The sequence below is a fragment of the Glaciecola sp. XM2 genome (assembly GCF_018595715.1).
In the GTDB taxonomy this organism is placed as follows: domain Bacteria; phylum Pseudomonadota; class Gammaproteobacteria; order Enterobacterales; family Alteromonadaceae; genus Glaciecola.
Map to the genome: position 1 here is coordinate 275,209 of NZ_JAHEOJ010000024.1, position 22,037 is coordinate 297,245.

The following is a 22,037-nucleotide window of genomic DNA, read 5'->3' on the forward strand; positions in this document are numbered from 1 at the left end:
TGGCTAACCTAAAGAAAGATCTAGTATAAACAAGAGTAATCCCTTTGAAAAAAACCACCCATCTAAGCAGCGCGTTGTTCGCCATTTTAACTCTATGTTTCGCAGGACACGCCAGCGCACAACTATCTGGATTTGAAAAAGGCCCAGTCATTAAAGATTTCGGTGAGCACGCTGCCGTTCCCACGCATACCATTTCTAATGACGCGAAATTTAGTATCGCATTTGATGCAGTAAGCGGTGCCGAGCCGGGCACAGTTAATCGCAAGTTCAACAGCTTGGCGCGCTTTATTAACATGCATGTCGCATCTGGCGTCAAAAAAGAAAATATCCAACTAGCGCTTATTGTGCATGGTGGTGCAATTTTTGATTTACTCAATAATGAAAGCTTCAATAAAAAGTACGCGGTCGATAATCCTAACGTAGCGCTACTCAAGGCACTGCTGGAAAATAATGTCCGTGTTATTTTATGTGGTCAAAGTGCTGCCGCTCGAGGCATTAATAGCAGCGAATTAGTAAACGGTGTTGAAATTGAGCTATCGGCAATGTCTGCGCATGCCTTATTGCAACAAAATGGTTACACCTTGCATCCATCTTAACGCGTTAAACCCACTGCATAAGAATAACTTACTGAAATTTATGGGCATACCTATAATGGCGCCGTGCGAGACACCAATACTGAGTAAAAAGCGGCTCAACGCTTTCACTACGCGAAAACTACCTTTTGGCGTAAGCAAATTCGTCCTTGTTTGCATTTTGTTTGCAGCCAGTATGCCTGCGCAAGTGCAAGATAACGCGAGCAACGCCAAAGCTGAAGTCGCCAATGAGGTGCGCGCCTTTCTGGCCTTTAAGTTAAGATCGGATGCTGCTTTACAAAGCATGCTTGAGCCATTGCCCAAACATCCTCATTCTGACGATGAGATCGCATTAGATAATTATATTAATAGTTATACAAAAGGCTTGCCTCATGATGCGTTTGGGCTTGTTGATGCATCTGCTTATCAGCAATATTTACACGCCCTCTCAACCGGAAAAAGTGCTGATTTTGAAAAAATACCTAAAGGCGATCCAGACGGATTGGGGTTAAGAAATCCCTTAGCTGCCTACAGCTTTGTGATGAAAGGTAAAGACCCACACGCTCTGAGCATGCCAGAGGCACCAGATTTCAGCAGCCAATGGCAAGCAGCCGAAGCCACTGAAGTGTTATGGAAAGCTATTGTGCGTGACGTTCCCTTCTCTGACTACGCACAAGATGAGGATATACGGCAGGGCGTTGATGATCTCAATAAACTGTCAGATTTTCGTGGGCCGACACACAATGGCAAAATCACAACACAAACGCTGTTTAGAGGCGTCGGAAAAAGCGAAACCAGCGGTCCTTATATTTCACAGTTTCTACTAATGCCTGTGCCCTTCGGCGCAACGCTCGTTGAGCAAAAATACGATGTGCCCATCTCTGGCAATGACCATATGACAAACTATGACGAATGGTTGCACATTCAAAATGGCGGCAAACCTAGCGGCATTACTGTGTTCACTCCTGAAAAAGAGCCTCGCTATCTGTTTAATGGACGTGCCTTAGCACAATATGTATTAAAGGACTTTGTGAATATGGCATATGTGAATGCCGCACAAATAATGGCTGGTTTTGGTCCGCAAGCTTATAGTAAAACTAACCCATACAATACCTTATCTGTTCAAGCCAGAAGCCCCTTATTTGGTAGTAACCATGCTATCGATTTGTTATCTAGCATGTCTATGGCCTCGCAAAAAGTGGCATGGTACCAAAAGTGGCTTGTGCACCGCCGAGCCAGACCAGAAGTCTTTTATGGCAGGGTACACAACCATCTGACCCTTGAAGATATTAGCTATCCAATACATCAAGAAGCACTTGAGTCATCCGCACTCAATACAGTTTTTAACCGTAATGCTACTTATTTGCTTCCCATGGCAGGGCCCGAGGGAAGTCCTCTGCATCCAACCTACCCAGCTGGACATGCTGTTATGGCTGGAGCAGCAGTGACTATTCTCAAGGCTTTCTTTGATGGCGACTTTCCAATTCCTAACCCTGTTATGACTGACAGCGAAGGCATGACATTAGTACCCTACACAGGTGAAACGCTGACGATTGAAAGTGAGCTAAATAAGCTTGCGAGTAATATATCATTAGGACGAAACTTCGCTGGTGTTCATTACCGAAGTGATGGCGATTTAGGGATCGTACTAGGTGAAGAATATGCCATCAGCGTACTTAAAGAGCTAGTAGACACCTATGGCGAAGACTTTGAAGGCTTTCGCTTTAACCGTTTTGACGGTACGGCTATCGTTATAGATTAACTATCGACCCAACACGTACTCAAGTTCAGATGAGTTTCTTTGCACGCATTTTTTACCCTCTTCGATAGCCTCTTGGGCACGATAAAGCTCTAAAAGCCCGATGTGTGATAATTTAGGTGCAAAAACAATATCGGGGGGATCACCTGCCATGCGGCTGCGCGTTATTCTATCTTGGGTAATATTGACTGATGCGGCAATCGCATTTAATAAACTCGGGGCCTGCTCTTGATTTTCGTCCCCACCGGAGAATTGAAAGCTAGTGTATTCTTCGACGAGATCTGACACCTTTTGTGTAAATCCATGTTTTTGCTCTTTTTTTATCTCTTTTACGCCAGATTTTGCTACATGCTTACCTACGATATCTCCATTTAAATTCACCGCAATCACAATATCCGCACCTAATGCTCTGCATACCGAAACGGGCACAGGGTTAACCAAGCCCCCATCGGTTAGCCAACGGTCTTCATTTTTAATCACTGGGAAGAGTCCTGGCAGAGACATGGAAGCCCAAACCGCTTGCACAATAGAGCCTTGGGTTAGCCAAATTTCTCTGCCGGAGTACATATCAGTGGCAACGGCCGCAAAGGTTTTCGGTAAGTCTTCGATCTTGTCGTCGTCGCCTGCGATATACTCAGTTAAGAACCCGTGAAAACGCTTGATATCAACAAAGCCCTTCATTGAGGTATTGATATCTACAAATCGCGCAACGTCTAATTTTGTTAATGAGCATGCCCATTCAGCGAGTCGGTCCATATTCCCTTTTGCATAGGCAGCGCCAACCATTGCGCCGACAGATGTTCCGCAAATGATATCAGGCTCAACGCCTAGTTTATTGAGCTCTTTAATGATGCCAACATGCGACCACCCTCGTGAAGAGCCACTGCCGAGGGCAAGCCCAATTTTTTGTTTGTTGCTCATGGTGATCTCCTCATACACTTAGGTAAACATAACCTAACAAAGATAGCGCTTACTTTCATAGATGTGGCTACCCACATTTTGCTTACGGACACCACTCGTTGTTGACATCGCCAGTTGGTGCTAATCTTAACATAGCATAGTAGCTCACAGTGTAATGTGTCTGCTCGTCTTACTAGGCAACACTGAGGTCTAAAATGTCGCTAGAGAGTATAGATTTTCCACTTTTACTAGACCATCTGCAAACCGGTGTCGTCATTCACGCTAGTGACTCTCGAGTGTTGTACGCAAACCCCAAAGCTCTTGAAATACTCCGCTTACGTGAGGAGCAAGTTCTCAACGTAGATGCCTATGACCCTTCTTGGCAGTTACTAGACCAAGATTCTCTCCCCTTGAGTGCAGAGTCACTGCCTGTTAATCGAGTCATTGCCAGTAAACAGAGCGTTAGCAACTTAGAAATCGGCATTGCTGATCAGTCTACTGACAGCATTAGTTGGATGCTATGTAATGCTCACCCGCAATTTGATCAAAACAATGAGATTGCGTATATCGTGGTGGATTTCATCGATATTACCAAGCAAAAGGAAGAAATACCGTATAAAGATATTGTTGAGCGCGCGGGTGATGCCATTATCGTCACAGACGCTAACTATCAACGCGAGCAAAAGCCGAAGATAGTTTATACAAATGAGTCTTTTACAAAGCTGAGTGAATATACGAGCGAGGAGATAAAGGGACAAAATCCATCAATATTGCAAGGAAAAGACACCGCCCTTGAAACCAAAAAAGTGATAGCCGATGCGCTCTCTAATAATAGAGCCATTACATGCGAAATTTTAAATTATACGAAATCAAATAAACCATATTGGGTTGAATTGTCGATATTTCCGCTTTTCAATCGTTTAGGGAAGCTTAAATATTTTACGTCTATCGCACGAGATATTTCGACAAGGGTTGCAACACGCGAGGAGTTAAAGCAACTAGCTCAGTGCGATCCGCTGACTGATTTGCTTAACCGAAGAGGGTTTGATGCCCGCGTGCAGGCGTTAAATAATGAAAATCAAGAAAGCGGGCAAGTTGTCGCAATTTTAGACATAGACCATTTTAAAGAGATAAACGATCAGTTTGGTCATGCTACGGGAGATGAGGTGCTAAAAGCATTCTCGGGCAGTATCAAACATGCGTTCAGAGGAAATGATATTGTCGCGCGCTGGGGTGGCGAAGAATTCATTATATTATTCAGTAATATTGACATTAACCTTGCCCTCGACACCATGGAAAGATTCCGCAAGCTTATTGCCAGTCGCAAATATGCAATAAGCAGTCATCATGACATTTCTTTTACTATCAGCGTGGGCATGGCAAAGCGTAAACCGTCATTGTCATTGTATGAAGCTATTACCGAGGCCGATAACGCGCTATATCGGGCAAAACAAAGCGGCAGAAATTGTGTAAGCGTTGCTAATGCAGAGGAAGTTCGTCACGTCTTCAGCGCTGATAATCCGCCGCAACATTAGGTACGCTAGCCCAAAACTTGAGCCTTACAGTTTGAATTGAATGACAAGTGCCATTTGTGAGTTCAATGGATACATCCAATATCATATAGCTTGCGAAGGAAAGGATGACGTTTGGGTTCGAGGGGCACGTTTTAATTGTATCTAATTCAATGAGAGTGGACCGTCTGTAGGGTACTTCACAGGAGCTTAGCGCACTGGGTCGGACTTTCCATCTAACATAGTAACAAAAGCATTTTATGCGCTAGGTTGAATAGATAACTCCGGTTCTTTCAAGGTTTTAATCTCACCGTTGTTCAAACTATAAATCCAGGCGTGAATTTTCACATCTTGTCCGCGGGCAATCGCATCTTGATATACCGATGTGCGCTGCACATTTTGCGCTTGTTGTAACACATTGAGTTCACATAAACGGGACAATTTATCGGCTTCCGACAATGCGTTTAATTGCTCTGCATGTTCACTGGCAATATCTTTGATGTGCAGTAACCAATTGTCAATCAACCCTAACTTTTGCGAACCCAGCGCGGCCTCAACGCCGCCACAACCGTAGTGACCACAAACAATCACGTGCTTAACTTGTAAAACGTCGATGGCATACTGTAGTACCGACAAACAATTAAAATCGGTGTGAATCACGAGATTGGCGACATTGCGGTGTACAAAAATATCACCGGGTAACAAATCCACAATTTGATTGGCAGGCACTCTAGAATCAGAGCACCCTATCCATAAATAAACTGGGGATTGTTGTGTAGACAGCTTCTCAAAAAACTCAGGGTCTTGCTCATGCGTTGCCTTTGCCCATCGGATATTGTTATCCAACAGTTTCTTAATTTCTGGCATCGCACGCTCCTAATATGACTTAAGTGTATCTACACTTTATAGATACACTATCGCCTTTAAGCGCGAATATGTCCATCGCCATATACCACAAACTTTTCAGTGGTAAGTTGTTGTGCCCCCATAGGCCCATATGCGTGCAGCTTACTGGTAGATATACCTATTTCAGCGCCTAAGCCAAGCTCACCGCCATCAGAAAAGCGAGATGAGGCGTTGAGCATGATCACCGATGAATTCACTTCACGCATAAAGCGCTGCGAATTAGCCAAGCTCTCCGTTACGATCACTTCGGTGTGGCCACTGCCGTATGTTTGAATATGAGAAACACCAGCATCAAAGTCATCGACAATTTTAACGGCAATCTCCAAATCCAAGTACTCCGCTTCCCAATCAGCTTCAGTAGCGGCTTGTGCTTTTGCGTGTTTAAAATACGGCAGACTTTTTTCACACGCATGGACTTTTACTGCTTTATCAGCGAACAGCTGGTCGATTAACGGCATGGCTTGCTCAGCAATATCTTTGTGCACCAATAACGTTTCTAGCGCATTACACACACCTGTGCGTTGAGTTTTACCATTTTCAAGAATAGGTAAGGCTTTGTCTAAATCCGCATGCGCATCGATATAGAGGTGACATACGCCTTTAAAATGCTGAATCACCGGAATTTTACTGTTTTGTGATACGTAGTTGATCAGCCCTTCACCACCACGGGGAATGACTAAATCAATGCTCTCGCTTAAGGTCAACATTTGCGCCATCACTTCTCTATCAGGAACAGGAATAACTGTCGCGATAGCCTCTGGTAAGCCTCCTTGTTTAAGGGCCTGATGAAGCACTTTGGCTAATGCCTGATTAGAATGCTGTGCTTCTTTACCACCTCGCAGAATCACCGCATTTCCGGCCTTCAGGCAAAGTGCGGCAGCGTCTATCGTGACGTTTGGACGGGATTCGTAAATCATCGCTACCACACCCAGTGGAATACGCATTTTACCTACCTGAATGCCGCTTGGCAGAGGTTTAATATTCGCAATGCTGCCTAGCACCTCATCTTGGTTGGCGATTTCATTTACCGCTTTGGCTATGCCTTGCACGCCTTTTTCATCAAGCCCAAGGCGATCAATCATAGCGCTGCTCATGTTCATGGCTCGGGCGTTATCTAAATCCTTTTGATTGGCCGCTAATATGGCGGGGGTCGCCTCTACTAGTAACGTAGCAATAGATTCAAGTAACTGTTTGCGCTGACCTTGCGACAGGTTGGCAATGGCATTTTTCGCTGCGTTAGCATTGGCAGCTGCTTGCTGAATATCAAATGTCATAGAAATTCTCTTGTTTCTCCTCGTAGAGTGATTTTAAGCGTCCGTTTGGGTCAAATTGTGCGCGATGCGAACAAAGTCGTCGCGGTGCAATACTTCTGCACTGTCGCTATAACCTAAAATATATTGAATTTGTGTGCTTTTAGCCCCTTTAATCTGCTGTATTTCAGCAGACGAATAGGCGGCTAAGCCCTTGCCAATCACGTGGCCCTCATGTGTGACTAATACCGCATCATTGGCGGCAAACTTGCCGACCACTTGGGTGATACCGGCGGCAAGTAACGAGGCTCCTCGTTCTGTCATCGCAAGATAGGCGCCATGGTCGACCACCAATTCGCCTTTTGCATTAGAGGTGTGCTTCAACCAGTCTTGACGCGCGGTACTGTCATCACTCTCTTCTAAGAAAAGAGTGCCCGAACAGTTACCTTGCAACAATTGTGAGAACGTCGCTTGCTTGGTGCCGTTGACCAACAAAGTCTGAATACCCGATTGCGCACACTTTTTTGCGGCCTGAAGTTTAGTGATCATGCCACCGGTGCCAACAGATGAGCCCGCACCACCGGCTAAGCCCATAATCTTATCGTCTATGGTTTCTACCTGGTCAATCAACGTCGCTTGCGGATCTAAGCGCGGATTGCCGGTGTACAAGCCATCTACGTCTGTGCAAATAATTAAACAATCCGCCTGCACAGCAATCGCTGTATGCGCCGCGAGATTATCGTTATCACCTACTTTAGATTCATCAATCGCCACGGTATCGTTTTCATTTACGATCGGAAGCACGTCGTGATCGAGTAATTGCTCTATGGTATTTTTAATGTTTACAAAGCGTCTGCGGTCATTTAAGTCTTCAACCGTTAACAACAATTGCGCGCAAGAAAAATCAAATAACCTAGACCATGTTGCCATCATTTTTGTCTGCCCGATTGCGGCCATCGCAGATTTTTTGCCGGGGCTAACTTTCTGTCCAGTGCGAATTTCGCCCCTTGCAGCGGCGACGCTCCCTGAAGAGACTAAAACTACATGTTTTCCTTGTTTGCGGGATTCGCTGATGAAGTGTGCGATATCAACAAGGAATTTATCGCTTGTGCCGGCTCCATCAGGAGATACGAGGGCACTACCTATTTTGATTACGGCGGTTTGCCATGTAAAAGCTGTCATTACCAAGAATGTCGTTAAATGATGGACGTTAGGGTAAGGGTTTAGCACGTTTTCTCAAGGGTGCAAATCATTATTTAGTGCTTAAAGTGTGAGTTTTTATGCATTTTAGCTCTAATCAACCAAAGTGGCCTTAAAAGTAACATTTTCTTAACATAGATGTATTTTACTTCGAAAATAGTTACACTATCGCTCGAAAATTTCTGACATTTGTTTTTTTAAACATTTAAAAAAAAGGAAAACCCATGACGTCTTGGTCATTTAAGCCTTTACTGACAGGCTTTTTATTGGTTGTTGCAACAACCGCTTTCTCACAAATTAACCAAACGAAGGGAGATTTTGAGGATAAGTTCCGTCAACTAGACGAGGTATTGCCAACCCCTAACGTATACCGAAATGCAGCGGGCGAACCTGGGCATATGTATTGGCAACAAAAAGTAGACTATGTGATCCGCGCTACTTTGGACGAAGAAAAACGTCGAATCACCGCCTCACAAAATATCACCTACACCAACAACTCTCCCGATACGCTTAAGTACTTGTGGATCCAGTTGGACCAAAACATATTTAAACGTAACAGCATGGCCGCGCTGACCCAAACATTTGGTGGCATGAGTTCTCCAGCACCCGACAGTGCCTCTGCCGGCGCGTCATCTCCTGCTCGCATTAGCCTAGCGGCGCTAAGACGCCAACAGTTTATCGAAGACGTTGATTTGGGATATGACATCAACAAAGTGGCGTTACGAAACGGCGATACACTCAAGCACACCATCGTTGGAACGTTAATGCGCGTAGATTTACGTCAGCCCCTAAAGCCAGGTGATGATGTTCGCTTTGATATCGACTTCGCATTTAACATTGTCGAAGAAGATGCGGTATCAGCGCGTTCCGGTTACGAGCACTTTCCCGATGACGCGCGTGAAGGTGGCAACGATATTTTCTTATTAGCGCAGTGGTTCCCGCGTTTAGCCGCATACACAGATTATGAAGCATGGACCAACAAAGAGTTTATTGGCAGCGGAGAATTTACCCTAGAATTTGGGGATTATGACGTTAGCTTAACCGTGCCTGCTGACCACATCGTGTCATCCACGGGTGAACTGGCCAATCCCAATGATGTGCTCACGCGCACGCAGCGCAATCGCCTAAAAGAAGCTGAAAAAGCAGCGCGCCCTGTGTTTATTGTGACTGAAGAAGAAGCGCTAGAGAACGAAAAAGAAGGCACAACCGATACCAAGACTTGGCGTTTTAAAGCCGAAAACGTGCGTGACTTCGCATGGGCATCTTCACGTAAATTTATGTGGGATGCAAAAGGCTACCCGCAAGGCGGTGACGAGCAACCTTTAGTCATGGCAATGTCGTTTTATCCTAAAGAAGGTGGCGATTTATGGAAGAAATACAGCACCGAATCGGTTATCCACACCATGGAAGTCTACTCGCGTTTTTCTTTTGACTACCCCTATCCGGTGGCCCAGTCAGTGAACGGCCCCGTTGGCGGCATGGAATATCCGATGATCACCTTCAATGGCCCTCGCACAGACTTACAAGATGATGGCTCACGCACCTATTCATTAGCAGAAAAACGTTTCTTAATTGGTGTGGTGATTCATGAAATTGGGCACATTTACTTCCCCATGATTGTCAACTCAGACGAGCGCCAATGGACGTGGATGGATGAAGGGTTAAACAGCTTTTTAGACGGTGTAGCCGGACGTGAATGGGACCCCATGATCCCTTGGGGCGTCGAACCTAGCGATATCACTGACTATATGCGCTCAAGTACGCAAGTACCCATTATGACACAGTCTGATTCTGTACTTCGATTGGGCCCTAACGCCTACACAAAACCCGCTGCTGCGCTTAACATTCTGCGCGAGACTATTTTAGGCAGAGACCTATTTGATTTTGCCTTTAAAGAGTATGCCCAGCGCTGGAAGTACAAGCGCCCAACACCTGCCGACTTTTTCCGCACTATGGAAGAAGCCTCTGGTGTAGATTTAGATTGGTTCTTCAGAGGCTGGTTTTATAGCACCGACCATGTGGATATCTCACTCGACTCAGTATATAAACTGCGCATGGATACGAAAGATCCTGACATCGACTTTTCTCGCCAACGCGAGCAAAGTTTAGATAAGCCGATGTCAATCACCGTTGAGCGCAATGCAAGTGAAGGGAAACAGCTTTGGGTAGAACGCAACAGCGATGTAAGCGATTTCTACGACGAAAACGATATTTACACGGTCACCAACAAAGAGCGCAATAGCTATCAATCATTTTTAGCAGGTTTAGATCCTTGGGAAAAAGTGGCTTTTGAGCGCGCTGTTGAAGAAGACAAAAACTACTACGTACTGTCGTTTTCTAACCTCGGCGGGCTTGTTATGCCTATCATTATTGAAATGACCTTCACCGATGGCACCACCGACATGATGCGTATCCCAGCGGAAATCTGGCGTCGCAGTCCTAAGCAAGTGCAAAAGCTTATTGTGACCGACACCGACAAAGTCATTGAAAGTATTGTGATTGACCCACGCTGGGAAACGGCAGACGCGAATGTGAGTAATAATCACTTCCCGCGTCGAATTATCGAATCGCGTATCGAATCGTTTAAACGCTCTGCAAGTTCCAGTAAAGTCGCCCGCGATATCATGCAAGATATTAAGACTGAGCTGAAGGACGAAGAGGAAGAGGAAGAGCAATAATGTTGAATTGCCCTTACCATAAACCCATGCGTTTGAATCTAGCGCTATGGTGCACGCTGATGTTAGCGTGCACGTTGTTGATGAGTGAGAGCATGGCGCATCAGCAAAAGCTTGCATTGACCAAAGTGGTACTAAACCCTAGCACAGATACCTTAGAGGTGATGCACCGCTTTGAGTTGCACGATGCCGAGCATGCCGTTGAAGAGCTTTTTGCCCCCGGCGCAGACATTATGCATTCACAAGAAACGCAACAACAGTTTGCGGAATATGTATATGCTCGCTTTGGCATTTACACGGCAGATGATACGCCCCTAACCCTCACCCCAATTGGTTTTGAAGTAGAGGGAAAACATTTTTGGGTATATCAAGAAACCGCCGCGCCAAAGGATATAGAAGGCCTGAAAGTGGTACACAATGCTTTGCGCGATATTTGGTTTGCACAAACCAATACGGTGAACATTGAGGTCGCCGATAAGGTCAATACCTTAACCTTTACTGAAAACACTGAAGTTCTGAATATACAATTTAAACACTGATCATCAGTTAGCTGTAGATTGACAAAAAAGTATCACACTTATGGTGTATGATTTAACGGGGTTGAGGATCAGCTGAATTAATATATCTTTTCGTAAATTGAGTTAGCTCTTTATTCTGCAATCACCGTTGTCATGCGTCGTCTTATGATCAAGATGTAGCAAGCGATGAAGCGAAGCCCTAACTTGAAAAAAAGAATTGCGAATAGATGACCCAGTCTAAGCCAAGTCATCCTTATCAACTTTTTTCAGCGGGTTAAAAGCTTACTTTATTCATAGAAGCTTGCTCTCGTGCTTTAGTTTCATCGAACAGTTCATTTCTGGCATACATGATAATCTCTCGTCTCAAAGTACTGATTGCTTCCCAGTCATACGCTTGTGCAATAAATGTATTGTCGTTTTTCATCCTAACATGTTTTATTGGGCCTGATACGTCGCGCTCGTCTAAGCGCATAAACCTGTCGAAGCTTGCATTCTCGCCGAATGCTTCAGCAGAAGGTGAATAAAATAATTGCAACATCCCATACATTAAGTCATTACGCCTTTTTTCCCGAGCAGTGGAACTTAATGGTTCACCTTTTTGATTAATAATGATGTTAGCGAGTGTTTCTTGAGTAAGCGTTTCATTTGGTATACTACGCTCATAATTAAAATAAATTACTCTATTGTCAGGACCTACGATGAGTCTAGCACTGTAATCTGCATCAACACGTACTTCACGGAATCGCTTATCTATTTGCTCCTGTAAAATAACTTGAGCCAACTTGCTATCTTCCAACTTTGCCATTTGAAGAGCTCGCCTAATATCTCCCCTTGTAAAATACTTCATTCCCGTTGTCCTAGTCGGTTTTGCGTCAGAATCTTTCACTCCAGCGGCATTGAAAAAATGTCTATCCACCATGTTTTTATCATTAATCGGTAGCTCTAAACCAAGTGATAGGTTGTTAAAATGAAACTCATCAATAGGAGAGAGTGTGAATACTGTCTCTTGAACTTCTCTGGGGACCTCACTAAGCGTGATGCATATTGGCATTAGCATTGCGCCTTCATTTCTATCTACATTTGGCTCTCTTTCGCGATTACTCGTTCCTAATTTATACTCATTACCAATGGAATCGTGTGGAACTAGTGCAGTGCGAGTGAGGACAGTTTGCGATTTTGAGTACAGCGTAGTGAAGGGTACGTCGGGAGTATCAGTGGTAAAGCCATAGCTATTTTGAAGCTCTTTAACGTTAAAGTCGCGTCTATATGCCAATTGCCAATCATTCACACCTCTAATACTCAGTCTATCGCAGTAAGAAGCAGCTTTATTGTCGGCATTTTCAATAGCCGTGAGGTGAGTATATACAGTCACCTTTTTATCTCGAATAGACTTTTCTCGACCAGTAAGAACAAAAAGGTCATCATCACTAACGTTTGGGCGCACTTCAGGATGTTGCGTGACAAGAGGTTGTTGTGCCTCAGCAATTTGTTGAAAGGGCGAGCGCTTTTGCGTGGTGTTTGCACGCTCTTTTTCGCGAGCTTCAGCTTGGGATTTTTCTTTCGCCCTTTCCATTGCTTCCATAGCAGAGCCTTGCAGGTATAGCATTGCCATAGAATCAAATTGTTGTCTTAGTACTATCTTCATTTGTGGAGAAGAGGCCATGCTCGCCATTGCAGGCTCGTGCTTAACCAAAATGTTTAGCCATGCTTCATATTTCTCATCTTGGGAGAGTGCTGGATCTTTCATGATGGCTTCAAACTCTTCTTCTTGAGCGTAAGAATGCCCTACAGCAATAAGTAATAATAAGAGCGCAGTAAAAATAATTTGAAGTGTTCTCATTGCTTGTTGTCTCCTTGAAGTTATAACTCGATGATTTTGTTTTTATCGGAAGGCAGATTCGCTTTGATTTCGGCTTTGTATTTGGAAAGTTCAATACGCGCTCTATTGAGTGCCTTAGTCTCAATGTAAGGACTATTCGCGTTTATTTGAATACCCTGATCTGAAATCGAAAATATCACTTCATGAATGACAGCTTCGCTATTATTATTGAACGCGGTATAAAAAAGTCGATTGTTTTTTGTAGTAGTAGGTTCACCGTATTTAGCTAATACGGAATTGATAAGTTGGTCTTTGGTAATCGAAGGATAGTTTTTTTCAGCGATAAATCGAAACGTTGATAGGTCGTCGGTAAAGTAAGCTTCTATCAGCTTCCAGCCATCACCTATATCAACGTTATCACTCAAACCATGATATACAAAGCGAGTAAACTTGAAGCGGTCATTTTGATTTATTTTATCTCGATATTTTACAACCAGCTTTTCTATTTCTTCTCGTGTGTAGTAATCTCTGTGCGCGTAAACAAGGTTTCGTGCAAGGCCTTCTGCATCATTTAATCCGTTGTATACCGCGATGAAGTCCATATATGAGGCTACGACATCGATTTGTTTCGCCTTTTTTTCTAGTGAAGCAAGATTGGTGGCCTTTTTACCTAACGCAAAGTCGCCAAATGCCATATTCAGGATGGTTTGTTTTGTGATGCGGTTTATAGCTTCTTGAGAAGTCCTAGCGGGAACAGACGAGCTAATCGCATTATTTTGGGCCAGTATGGTATTAATCTCAGGAGTGCTCAGAAAGCTAACGCACATAGGCACAAAAAATTGCCCAGCGAATTTATCAGGGACGCCCAGTTCTCGCTTCATATCTTGCTGGCCGTCTTCGTTTATGTAGAAAATATGAAAATCTAACCTTTCAGGTCGCCGCGTATTCTCTTTGGTGATGGCGTAGGGGAAGTCATTGATGTACTTGGCTTTTCCCGCAATTTTTTTAAAAATACTGATATATTCATGGTCTTTAAGCACTTCATGTTGAAGGTCATTTTGTTTGCAGAAGTAAGCATTACCTTCAATTCCGTAATTGAGCCCTGGTCCAAATACGACAGTGTACGGAAAGCCTTGATAGTCAACTTCTATGACCTGTGCTTGGGTCGGGGTGGTATTGGCAAACGATAAAGTATGAAAAGAGATAAACACACTAAAAAGCAGTATTTTAATTAGGAAAAAAACACTCATTCGATGGCCTCATTCATTGTTGTTATTGTCGTTAAAATGTTTAAACTAACTTTTCGTTTCGACATTACTTGGTAAAATTCGAAACTTAGGCGCATCTCAACTACTAGCCTCTGCATCGCTAAATTCAGCCCAATAGATTGAGTGCTTCTTTATCTTCCGTACTCAACCCAGATAGCTTCTGCTCAGACATCGCAAAAACTCGGTCTGGGTGCACAGTGTTCTCGTGCCATAACTGATATGCCACCGCACAAATGAACTTGTCTTTGTCGTTTTTAAACACCGGTGTTCCTAAGGCATCGTACTCTATTGAATCCGTCTGACCGGCGCCTTCATTAAACAATAAGGATGCTAGAGATTTGTTGTATTCTGCGTCGCTGATAAGCGCATTGTTGCGCAGCGCGATTAAGGTATTGTAGATTGTTGCAACACTTTCATTCTCTATCGTGTGCGAAAACGAAAACAACCTCACTCCTGCTTCCATGTAGCCATTGGAAAATGAATTTCCTACCATTCCTATTACACTTGCGAAATTGTGCGCGGCCCCTACTGAACCTCCTGCCATCTGACCAATAACTAAGTTATTCAAAAAAGATTGATCAGGTCGAAATGATTTAAAATAACGATGCACATTGACGCCAGACGCCTTGCACAAGGTGTCTGTGTTTAATGCTATGGTTTCGCCCACCGCTTTGTAAGGTAAAGGTTTAAGCGCTCTGCTAAAAAAGCCGGTAGACGAGGAGGCATTTTTTTCTTCTCCCGGTAAAACAGCTATTATGATTAATGCAAATATGCCAAATACAGCTCCTAGCACTCCCCATAATAAAAGGCTTCTGTTTTTCTTGGATGCAATCATGATTGTCAACCCAATAAATGCCAGCCAAATTAATAAAAATAACAAAGTAGTTCCCCCTTAACGTGGTTTTCTATTGCACTTCAATGTCTGCAAAGCATCTAACTTAGAATTTGCTTCGAATGCCAGGCATGACATAAAGTGAATAAGTTGCAAAGTACTTAATCGATGCGCGCTTCGTTCGCTAACAATTTATGTAAAAGTAAATGTTACCGTTATAACGTTAACGACATTCGAGATAACTGGAACGACAAGCTTTATTTTTCCTGGGGTACAGCCCATGCTACTACGCAAAAAAAGTGCTGGTCTGACTGTGTTAGACGGTTAGGATAGGAACTTATGGAAGACTTTTTGACAGAAAATCAGTCGGTGTTTGACCAAATTCTTGTTTAAAACACTTACTAAAATACGCTTGATTGTTAAACCCACAATCAAAGGCAACGTTACCAACGGGTTGGCCTTTAAGCAGCATCATTTTACTCTTGTTGAGACGCCAGGTTCTTATGTATTGGGTGGGTGTACTGCCAATCAGCGCTTTCAATTTACGTTGTAGTTGCTTCTCGCTTATTGATAATTCGCTCGCCAAATGTGTGGCATCAAACTCAAACCCTGAAAACTTCTCGTCCAGTACCTTAAAGAGTTTGTCCGTGAATTGTTTTTCTTTATTGAATGACTGCTCATTGACGCCAAACTCGGTCAGTATTCCTTGTTTGTAGTATTCCTTTAGCTGATTTAAATCCTCAACAAAGTTGGTCACATTCAACCTTAGCTCATTCATATCGAATGGTTTTGACATGTATAGGTTGGCCTTTTGTTGCAGACCAAGTAACTTGCTTGAATGATCACTTTTTGCAGTAAGCATAATAATCGGTATATGAGACGTCGCAGGGTCGGATTTTAATACACCGCACATTTCAACCCCATCCATTTTTGGCATCATAACGTCCGAAATTATAACGTCAGGCTGATATTTAAGGGCCAAAGCGCAACCTTCGCTACCATCAACTGCTCGGTAGCAATGGTATGTATCAGAAAGTTCATTCACAATAAACTGCGCCAACTTGCTATGGTCCTCGACAATAAGAATACTTGCGTGCTTTTCGGCCAACTCATTTTGTGTGTCTAAAATGGTTTCGTCCGGTAGTAAATAATCCAGTTCTAGCTCTGTATCTTTTAAATCGATATTTTTGAGCTGTCTTGTGGAAACCGCTTTGGCTTTTACTGGCAACCAGCACTCCGCTATACAACCTTTGTCTTGCGCATTGCGAATATCAATTTTACCCGCATGCTTGTGTACGGTTTTTTTCACCAGAGACAATCCTAAACCAGTGCCAAAATACTGATTCTTATAGGCGTTTTCACCCTTGTAAAAGGGTTGCCAAAGGTGCTTAAGCACCTCTTTACTCAAACCAGTGCCAGTATCCTGGATCAACAAACGGGCTCGGTTGTCTTCCCTGCGAAAGCTTACATTGATACGCCCGCCAGATGGCGTAAATTTGATGGCGTTAGACATCAAGTTATTCACGATAACTGCTATGTCGTGTTGCGAAATCACGCAGTGCAGATGCTCTTCCAGTTGCCATTCAAGTTTGACTTGGTTTTGCTCGCACAACTCCAGAAAGGGAACTAACAATTGTTCAATGATAATAGATGTATCTGAAACTTCGACGCCCATGTCTAGGTCATTAGCATCTAACCTGCTCAACCCCAATAGTTGATTAACCAATCTCAATAGATAATTGGACTGATATTTAATACTTGCAAGGCTTGATGTTGATTTGGAGTCAGGGTTGTCGTTTATCAAGTTATCCGTGATGCCGTTTATCAAAGTCAAAGGCGTTCTGAATTCATGTGATACATGATTGAATATGTGGTCTTTCTCACGCAAGGCTAGGTTTAGCTCTAACGTGCGCTTGTCTACCGCCTGTTGAAGTCGCTCATTTTGCTTACGATGGCGCTCTAGGCGACGCCAATATAAAGTAAAGGTGAATAAGCTGAACAGAAGAACGTACATCAATAGCGCATTTGTGCTTCGCCACCAAGGTGCTTTTTGGAATACAGATATCTGTCGTTGTCCTAGCACGTTACCCGAGTAATCTACTGCCCGTAACTCAATTGTATAAGTACCGTCAGCCAGCCCAGTAAAATAGGCACGGTTTTGTTCAATTTCGACCCATGCGTCACTGATATCCGATACTCTGTATTGATAATTTGCGTCTTTGGATTGCGAAAAATCCAGTAGCGTAAAATCTATCGAGAAAAACTCATGAAAGTGCTGCAAGGTCAGCTCGTTTATTTCGTTTACGGCTTTTTCTAATTGTAAGCCCAGGACATTCTGCCCGACAGTAAGTGATTGGTTGAGTATCCGCAAATCGGTAATAACAATATCTAATGGTTCGATTTGCGGAGTAAACATGTGCCTTGGTTGAAAATAATTGAACCCTTGTGTGCCACCAAAAAACAACTTTTCATTGGCCGTTTTTAAAAACGCACCTGTGTTAAACTCCAAGCCTTGAAGGCCGTCATTTATATCTAATCTCTGGATGGTGTCTGTATACGGATGATACGCAATGATCCCTGAGTTTGTGCTCAACCAAAGCACGCCGTCTTGGTCCTCTAGAATGCCATAAATAGTTTCTTTAGCTAACTTGTTCACCACTTCAAAATCCAGTTTCGAAGGTGATGAGCCATTAAGTTCATCCTCCGAGTCTATTGATTGAACAACTGTGTACAAGCCAGCGTTGGTTCCCATCCATAATCGGTTACGTTGGTCGTGTAAAAAAGAGCGAACCCAGTCCGAACTTAAACTAGGGTGAGTGTTTTGACCAAATATTTGCAGAGTCTTTGATTCGAAGTGATACCTTAATCCTCCATGTAAGCCTCCCAGCCAGACACTGCCATCCTCGTCAAAATATATGGTTTGGATGTGGTCGGCAACATGACCATTTAACCATTGTGGACGTTGCCAAGATTCTGTTTTAGCGTCGTATGTAAAAACACCATCTGTTACCGTGCTCAACCACAGCAGGTCTTGACCAAATCTCGCGGTAAAGCCACCGCCACTTGGGGTTAATCCATCAGGTACTGAAAAACGTTTCCATTTTTTGCTGGTCACATTGAATAACCACAAAGGTGAACCCGAGATATTATCAGCGAATAACACCAGCAAATTTTGTTCGTCAAATGGTATGATTTCACGAACAAAGTAACGACTGGTTTTGTTCCCGGCCGGCGAAAGATAACGCTCTACCAAGCCAGTTTGCAAATTGACCTTGTTCAAGCCGTCGAAAGTACCCACCCAAACTTCCTCATCCGAAACATAATAGAAGCTTCTCACATGTGGATTAGATAAACTTTCATTGTCGTCAAGGGCTCTAAATAAACCCATGTTAATGGCGTTTCTGCTAATAAAATTAATACCCATACCATAAGTCGACAGCCAAACGTTTTTCTGGTCGTCGATGAGTAAATCGTTTATATCGTTGTTGGTGAGAGATTTAGTAGTCGGTAGTTCAGTTATTCTATTCAGTGCGCTATCTGCGGTGAAATGCTCCACCAATTGCAGATTATCATCTAATTTAAAAACGCCAGCGCCATAAACACCGAGCCAATAAGACTCGCTGTCGTATTGTTGAATCAGCAAAGTGGGTCTCTCACCGGAGAACTGCTGCATATATTGATGATCAAAATAGTGCCGCCCACAAGGCGTTAAATCTTGTTTTTTAAAACACCATTTGTATTCGGCTCCGATATACTGTACGTCACCAGTTAAAGTCTTAAGATAGACATCTGTTGTCGCCCCTTCGGCCCTGGGCAAGGTCATTGGTTGCAAGTTAAGACTTTGCTGATCCACCCAATAGTTATTTGCGTCTGAGTGCACAAAAACACTGCCATTGATATCGCTAAGCAATGAATAGTTGTGTTTAGATAAAAACTCGGTTGATGCTGTAACCGGGGTAAACTCATCAGATCCTGACTGCATTTTAAATAGGTGTACGCGCTCTCTGTTAATAACTAGCATCCAGAGGCTAGAATCCTGATAAGCAAGATCTATAATTGTAAAATCGGAATATTGATTTCGAATGTCATTAAGATTTAACGTTTCGAACGTATCGCCAATGGTATCGAATCGGAACAATGTGGATTCACCAGCAATAAAAAAACTCAGGTCTGACTCTTTTTCAATTTTTAAGACGCGCTTTTCTCGCAACTGGGGTGTATTGGTAGGATTAAAAACTCTAAATTCATTGCTGTCATACCGAACCAAACCGCCGTCTGTAGCCATCCAAACAAACCCTTTCGGATCTTGATAGATATCATTAACGGAGCTTTGTGGTAATCCTTGTTCAACGCTAATGTGGCGAACAACAATATCATTACCATGAGTGTGTGAAACAAAAAAAAAGGTCAGAAAAACGAAAATTCTACAAAACACTATTTCTTATTTCATCCATAAATAAAAGTTTATCTTTTGTCGCATCTAATTGCCGAAGAACATTTATTGCTCATTCTCATTTTATGACCACAGAGCAGTATTATTTAAAATTAACGAATGTTTTTTAAATTTACAAACTAGGTTTGGTAATTGGCCAGATAACTTTGTACTGCTATTTTGTAAAATCAACAAGTATTGCTAACGTTTTTTATAAAAATTATACAAATCTATCTGCATTCGACCGCTAGCTTCTGCCCCACACTCGCCGGTTAACCTTCCCCTGTAAGAGTCGTAAAAGTATGATACTTCCTTGTTAGTCTACATTAGCCCAGACGCGCAGCGATTGTTCGTCTGGGTTATTCCACTGGAATGCGAACCACGCCTGATTGTGCATGAAGGTCACCTACAATCCAGATTTGTTCAAACGGATGCGATTGACTAAACACAATCTTATCGCCCACCGCTTTTATTTTTTCTGCATTCCAACGAGGGTGTGCATTTCTGATCACCAGCCAAGTGTGCGAACTGTCGTAATGCTTATGAGACTTTTGTTCCAATATACGATTTAAGGCTTTGAGCAAGCGCTGCTCAGCAGTTGAGCTTTCTTTCAAAAGTGCCAGGGCTGATTTAGTGTGCTCACTTAGCGCTTTACCAAGAATCGACATAGCCTCTTGCTCGGTGCCATACAAATGGGCAATTTCGATATCTACCCGTTTATTATTCAGCATACAACTTACGTCAGGCTTGGCCGGTTGATTGTTACGTATAAAGGTCAACTGATCTTCAAACTTTTCGTTGTACCATTGAATAAACACTTCAGCGGCCTGCCGCTCCCAAGCGGCTTTATCATCAGCACTGGCATTGAGCGAGGCACTATTTTGATGGTTTGATGGAATAAACACGCTCCGAGTTGTTCGCATTCATTGAGACGAGAATGAGTATGGCCTAAATGCTGTTTAACGGTCAAGGTACGCAGAGCAATGCCACAACTGATACACCTTCGCACTTGTTGATACTGATCAATACGGCAAAACAACAACTTGTTAACATGATAATCAGGTCAGTAAAAGGCAAATGTTAGCCTTTGCATCTAGGAGTACTGCAGAATGAAACCGTTGGTCGTATCTCGCTATTTTATGCTTGCAAGCGCGTGCATATTTACACTGCTGCTGAGTGCTTGTAGCACTGAGTTCTCTGAGTCGGTGCGAAAGCTAACGTATCCACCAGACTTTAACTATACCAAAAGCGAAGACGTACGCTCTGAAATGCATGCGCTTGCGCAACAAATGCTACTTTTGGAGGGAGCGCTAGATTTTGCTCCAGACGATGCGTCAACGGATATACAAGTCAGTACTGAAGAAAAGCGTATGCAAGTTTTAAATGCCTTAGAAGGCATGCTAAACGCGGCCTCGAAGTTGCAGGAAGGCGATCAAGGCGGAAATCATCCCTTCTTGCAAGACCACCTTAATGACTTCGTGAGCAAAATCAGTAAGGCCAAAAATGCAGCGTCATTGGCAGAGCCGAATTATTATTACGCAGGAAAAGTATCGGGCGGATGTACCAACTGTCACGCGATTAACCGATAGCTTAAATATCTGTACGATGGCTGAGGCAAATTACTCGATTTCGATCAAAATCTCATTATGGCGAAACATTGGTATCGTTAGCGGGCCGTTATAACCGGCCTGAATGGGTTTGGATATTTGCGTGTAGCCGTTTGCATTTATCCAAGCTTGTAACTCGTTGGTATAGCGCTCGATGTTGCCATCTCTTAGCGTGCCGTTAAACTTAATTGCGGCCACTTTATAGTCGCTCACCTCTGTTACCACAACATCCGGATCGGTTGGGGTGGGCGTAGTCTCAAGCGTAAAATGCTTTGGCATAACAAATGACATCATCTGGCCATTACCGCTTTCATCCATAAATACCGGTGCGGTCATCGCAATTTCAGTACCTTTTGCTTGCTTCTCGTCCATGAAAACAGGGGCTGTCATGGCAATTTCTTTTGCCCCTTGGTTTGCACCGGTAATGTAGCTGAACAACTTTCTAAAGGCGCTGTTACGGCCACTGTCCTGCATGCTGGCAGACACTAAAATCATTGAGTCGTAGTTACGCACTTCAATTTGCTTAGCCTCATCGGCACTGATTAAGGTATAGGGTGCGCTTTCTACACCGCTGTCCCCAAATACGGAGCAACCTGTTAAACCAAGTACTGCCAAGCCTACAAACAATAGTTTCATAACCACTCCAATTTCAAAAGGCGCTCGGCCAATCGCGTTTGGCCATTCATATCTAATGGGTTTTGTACGTAAGTTAAACAATCTAGACCAAAGGATGAGGCAATCACCCTGATCACACGGCTTTGTTCACTTGCAAGGTGTCATCACAATGT

General features: G+C 43.4%; 16 protein-coding genes. 6 read left to right on the forward strand and 10 right to left on the reverse strand.

Annotated features, from left to right (window positions below; translation table 11 throughout):
* The first annotated feature begins 44 nt into the window (after window positions 1-44).
* Window positions 45-596 (forward strand): DsrE family protein, encoded by a 552-nt coding sequence (locus KJ365_RS11335; RefSeq protein ID WP_214451761.1) that lies wholly within the window; start codon window positions 45-47, stop codon window positions 594-596.
* A 172-nt stretch (window positions 597-768) separates the two neighbouring features.
* The gene (locus KJ365_RS11340) at window positions 769-2,334 is read left to right on the forward strand and encodes a vanadium-dependent haloperoxidase (protein WP_214451762.1); all 1,566 of its coding nucleotides are present in this window, start codon (window positions 769-771) and stop codon (window positions 2,332-2,334) included.
* Here the strand turns inward: KJ365_RS11340 and KJ365_RS11345 are convergent, their stop codons facing one another.
* On the reverse strand, window positions 2,335-3,252 hold the full coding sequence (locus tag KJ365_RS11345) for a patatin-like phospholipase family protein (RefSeq protein ID WP_214451763.1): 918 nt from the start codon (window positions 3,250-3,252) through the stop codon (window positions 2,335-2,337).
* A 194-nt stretch (window positions 3,253-3,446) separates the two neighbouring features.
* On the opposite strand from KJ365_RS11345, the gene KJ365_RS11350 reads away from it, so the two are divergent.
* Entirely contained in the window at window positions 3,447-4,766 is a 1,320-nt protein-coding gene (locus KJ365_RS11350) for a diguanylate cyclase (protein ID WP_214451764.1), read from the forward strand.
* Between the two features lie 234 nt (window positions 4,767-5,000).
* Here the strand turns inward: KJ365_RS11350 and can are convergent, their stop codons facing one another.
* From can to proB, 3 genes are read right to left on the reverse strand one after another with little or no spacing between them, the layout of a single operon-like run.
* Window positions 5,001-5,609 (reverse strand): carbonate dehydratase, encoded by a 609-nt coding sequence (gene can / locus KJ365_RS11355; RefSeq protein WP_214451765.1) that lies wholly within the window; start codon window positions 5,607-5,609, stop codon window positions 5,001-5,003.
* A 56-nt stretch (window positions 5,610-5,665) separates the two neighbouring features.
* Window positions 5,666-6,922, reverse strand: a complete 1,257-nt coding sequence (locus KJ365_RS11360) for a glutamate-5-semialdehyde dehydrogenase (protein WP_214451766.1) — start codon at window positions 6,920-6,922, stop codon at window positions 5,666-5,668.
* Between the two features lie 33 nt (window positions 6,923-6,955).
* Window positions 6,956-8,080: a glutamate 5-kinase gene (proB, locus tag KJ365_RS11365; RefSeq protein ID WP_214451767.1), complete on the reverse strand. Its 1,125-nt coding sequence runs from the start codon at window positions 8,078-8,080 to the stop codon at window positions 6,956-6,958.
* 242 nt (window positions 8,081-8,322) lie between these two features.
* Here proB and KJ365_RS11370 point away from each other — a divergent pair, with 242 nt between their 5' ends.
* Window positions 8,323-10,776 carry a M1 family metallopeptidase gene (locus KJ365_RS11370; protein ID WP_214451768.1) on the forward strand — a complete coding sequence of 818 codons (2,454 nt, stop codon included), beginning with the start codon at window positions 8,323-8,325 and terminating at the stop codon, window positions 10,774-10,776.
* On the forward strand, window positions 10,776-11,312 hold the full coding sequence (locus KJ365_RS11375) for a DUF6702 family protein (RefSeq protein ID WP_250884170.1): 537 nt from the start codon (window positions 10,776-10,778) through the stop codon (window positions 11,310-11,312). The genes KJ365_RS11370 and KJ365_RS11375 overlap by 1 nt, the downstream gene beginning before the upstream one ends.
* A gap of 253 nt (window positions 11,313-11,565) precedes the next feature.
* Here KJ365_RS11375 and KJ365_RS11380 read toward each other — a convergent pair whose 3' ends face one another.
* From KJ365_RS11380 to KJ365_RS11400, 5 genes are all read right to left on the reverse strand, one after another.
* Window positions 11,566-13,131, reverse strand: a complete 1,566-nt coding sequence (locus tag KJ365_RS11380) for a hypothetical protein (protein ID WP_214451769.1) — start codon at window positions 13,129-13,131, stop codon at window positions 11,566-11,568.
* 20 nt (window positions 13,132-13,151) lie between these two features.
* Window positions 13,152-14,360, reverse strand: coding sequence for a hypothetical protein (locus KJ365_RS11385; protein WP_214451770.1), 1,209 nt, complete (start codon window positions 14,358-14,360; stop codon window positions 13,152-13,154).
* Window positions 14,361-14,484: 124 nt separating this feature from the next.
* A complete protein-coding gene (locus KJ365_RS11390) occupies window positions 14,485-15,213 on the reverse strand; it encodes a hypothetical protein (protein WP_214451771.1) in 729 nt (242 codons plus the stop codon).
* A 334-nt stretch (window positions 15,214-15,547) separates the two neighbouring features.
* Window positions 15,548-19,645, reverse strand: coding sequence for a hybrid sensor histidine kinase/response regulator transcription factor (locus tag KJ365_RS11395; RefSeq protein WP_214451772.1), 4,098 nt, complete (start codon window positions 19,643-19,645; stop codon window positions 15,548-15,550).
* A gap of 356 nt (window positions 19,646-20,001) precedes the next feature.
* The gene (locus KJ365_RS11400; protein ID WP_250884171.1) at window positions 20,002-20,547 is read right to left on the reverse strand and encodes a hypothetical protein; all 546 of its coding nucleotides are present in this window, start codon (window positions 20,545-20,547) and stop codon (window positions 20,002-20,004) included.
* Between the two features lie 204 nt (window positions 20,548-20,751).
* Between KJ365_RS11400 and KJ365_RS11405 the strand changes: the two genes are divergently transcribed.
* Window positions 20,752-21,231 (forward strand): hypothetical protein, encoded by a 480-nt coding sequence (locus tag KJ365_RS11405; protein WP_214451774.1) that lies wholly within the window; start codon window positions 20,752-20,754, stop codon window positions 21,229-21,231.
* A 30-nt stretch (window positions 21,232-21,261) separates the two neighbouring features.
* Here KJ365_RS11405 and KJ365_RS11410 read toward each other — a convergent pair whose 3' ends face one another.
* Window positions 21,262-21,885 carry an SOUL family heme-binding protein gene (locus tag KJ365_RS11410; RefSeq protein WP_214451775.1) on the reverse strand — a complete coding sequence of 208 codons (624 nt, stop codon included), beginning with the start codon at window positions 21,883-21,885 and terminating at the stop codon, window positions 21,262-21,264.
* Window positions 21,886-22,037 lie beyond the last annotated feature (152 nt).

Excerpts from the sequence above, each read along its gene's own strand:
- KJ365_RS11375 (WP_250884170.1), top strand. The coding sequence starts at position 10,776 with ATGTTGAATTGCCCTTACCATAAACCCATGCGTTTGAATCTAGCGCTA.
- KJ365_RS11410 (WP_214451775.1), bottom strand. The coding sequence starts at position 21,885 with ATGAAACTATTGTTTGTAGGCTTGGCAGTACTTGGTTTAACAGGTTGC.
- KJ365_RS11405 (WP_214451774.1), top strand. The coding sequence starts at position 20,752 with ATGAAACCGTTGGTCGTATCTCGCTATTTTATGCTTGCAAGCGCGTGC.
- KJ365_RS11350 (WP_214451764.1), top strand. The coding sequence starts at position 3,447 with ATGTCGCTAGAGAGTATAGATTTTCCACTTTTACTAGACCATCTGCAA.
- proB (WP_214451767.1), bottom strand. The coding sequence starts at position 8,080 with ATGACAGCTTTTACATGGCAAACCGCCGTAATCAAAATAGGTAGTGCC.
- KJ365_RS11345 (WP_214451763.1), bottom strand. The coding sequence starts at position 3,252 with ATGAGCAACAAACAAAAAATTGGGCTTGCCCTCGGCAGTGGCTCTTCA.
- KJ365_RS11390 (WP_214451771.1), bottom strand. The coding sequence starts at position 15,213 with ATGATTGCATCCAAGAAAAACAGAAGCCTTTTATTATGGGGAGTGCTA.
- KJ365_RS11370 (WP_214451768.1), top strand. The coding sequence starts at position 8,323 with ATGACGTCTTGGTCATTTAAGCCTTTACTGACAGGCTTTTTATTGGTT.
- KJ365_RS11360 (WP_214451766.1), bottom strand. The coding sequence starts at position 6,922 with ATGACATTTGATATTCAGCAAGCAGCTGCCAATGCTAACGCAGCGAAA.
- KJ365_RS11340 (WP_214451762.1), top strand. The coding sequence starts at position 769 with ATGCCTGCGCAAGTGCAAGATAACGCGAGCAACGCCAAAGCTGAAGTC.
- KJ365_RS11380 (WP_214451769.1), bottom strand. The coding sequence starts at position 13,131 with ATGAGAACACTTCAAATTATTTTTACTGCGCTCTTATTATTACTTATT.
- can (WP_214451765.1), bottom strand. The coding sequence starts at position 5,609 with ATGCCAGAAATTAAGAAACTGTTGGATAACAATATCCGATGGGCAAAG.
- KJ365_RS11385 (WP_214451770.1), bottom strand. The coding sequence starts at position 14,360 with ATGAGTGTTTTTTTCCTAATTAAAATACTGCTTTTTAGTGTGTTTATC.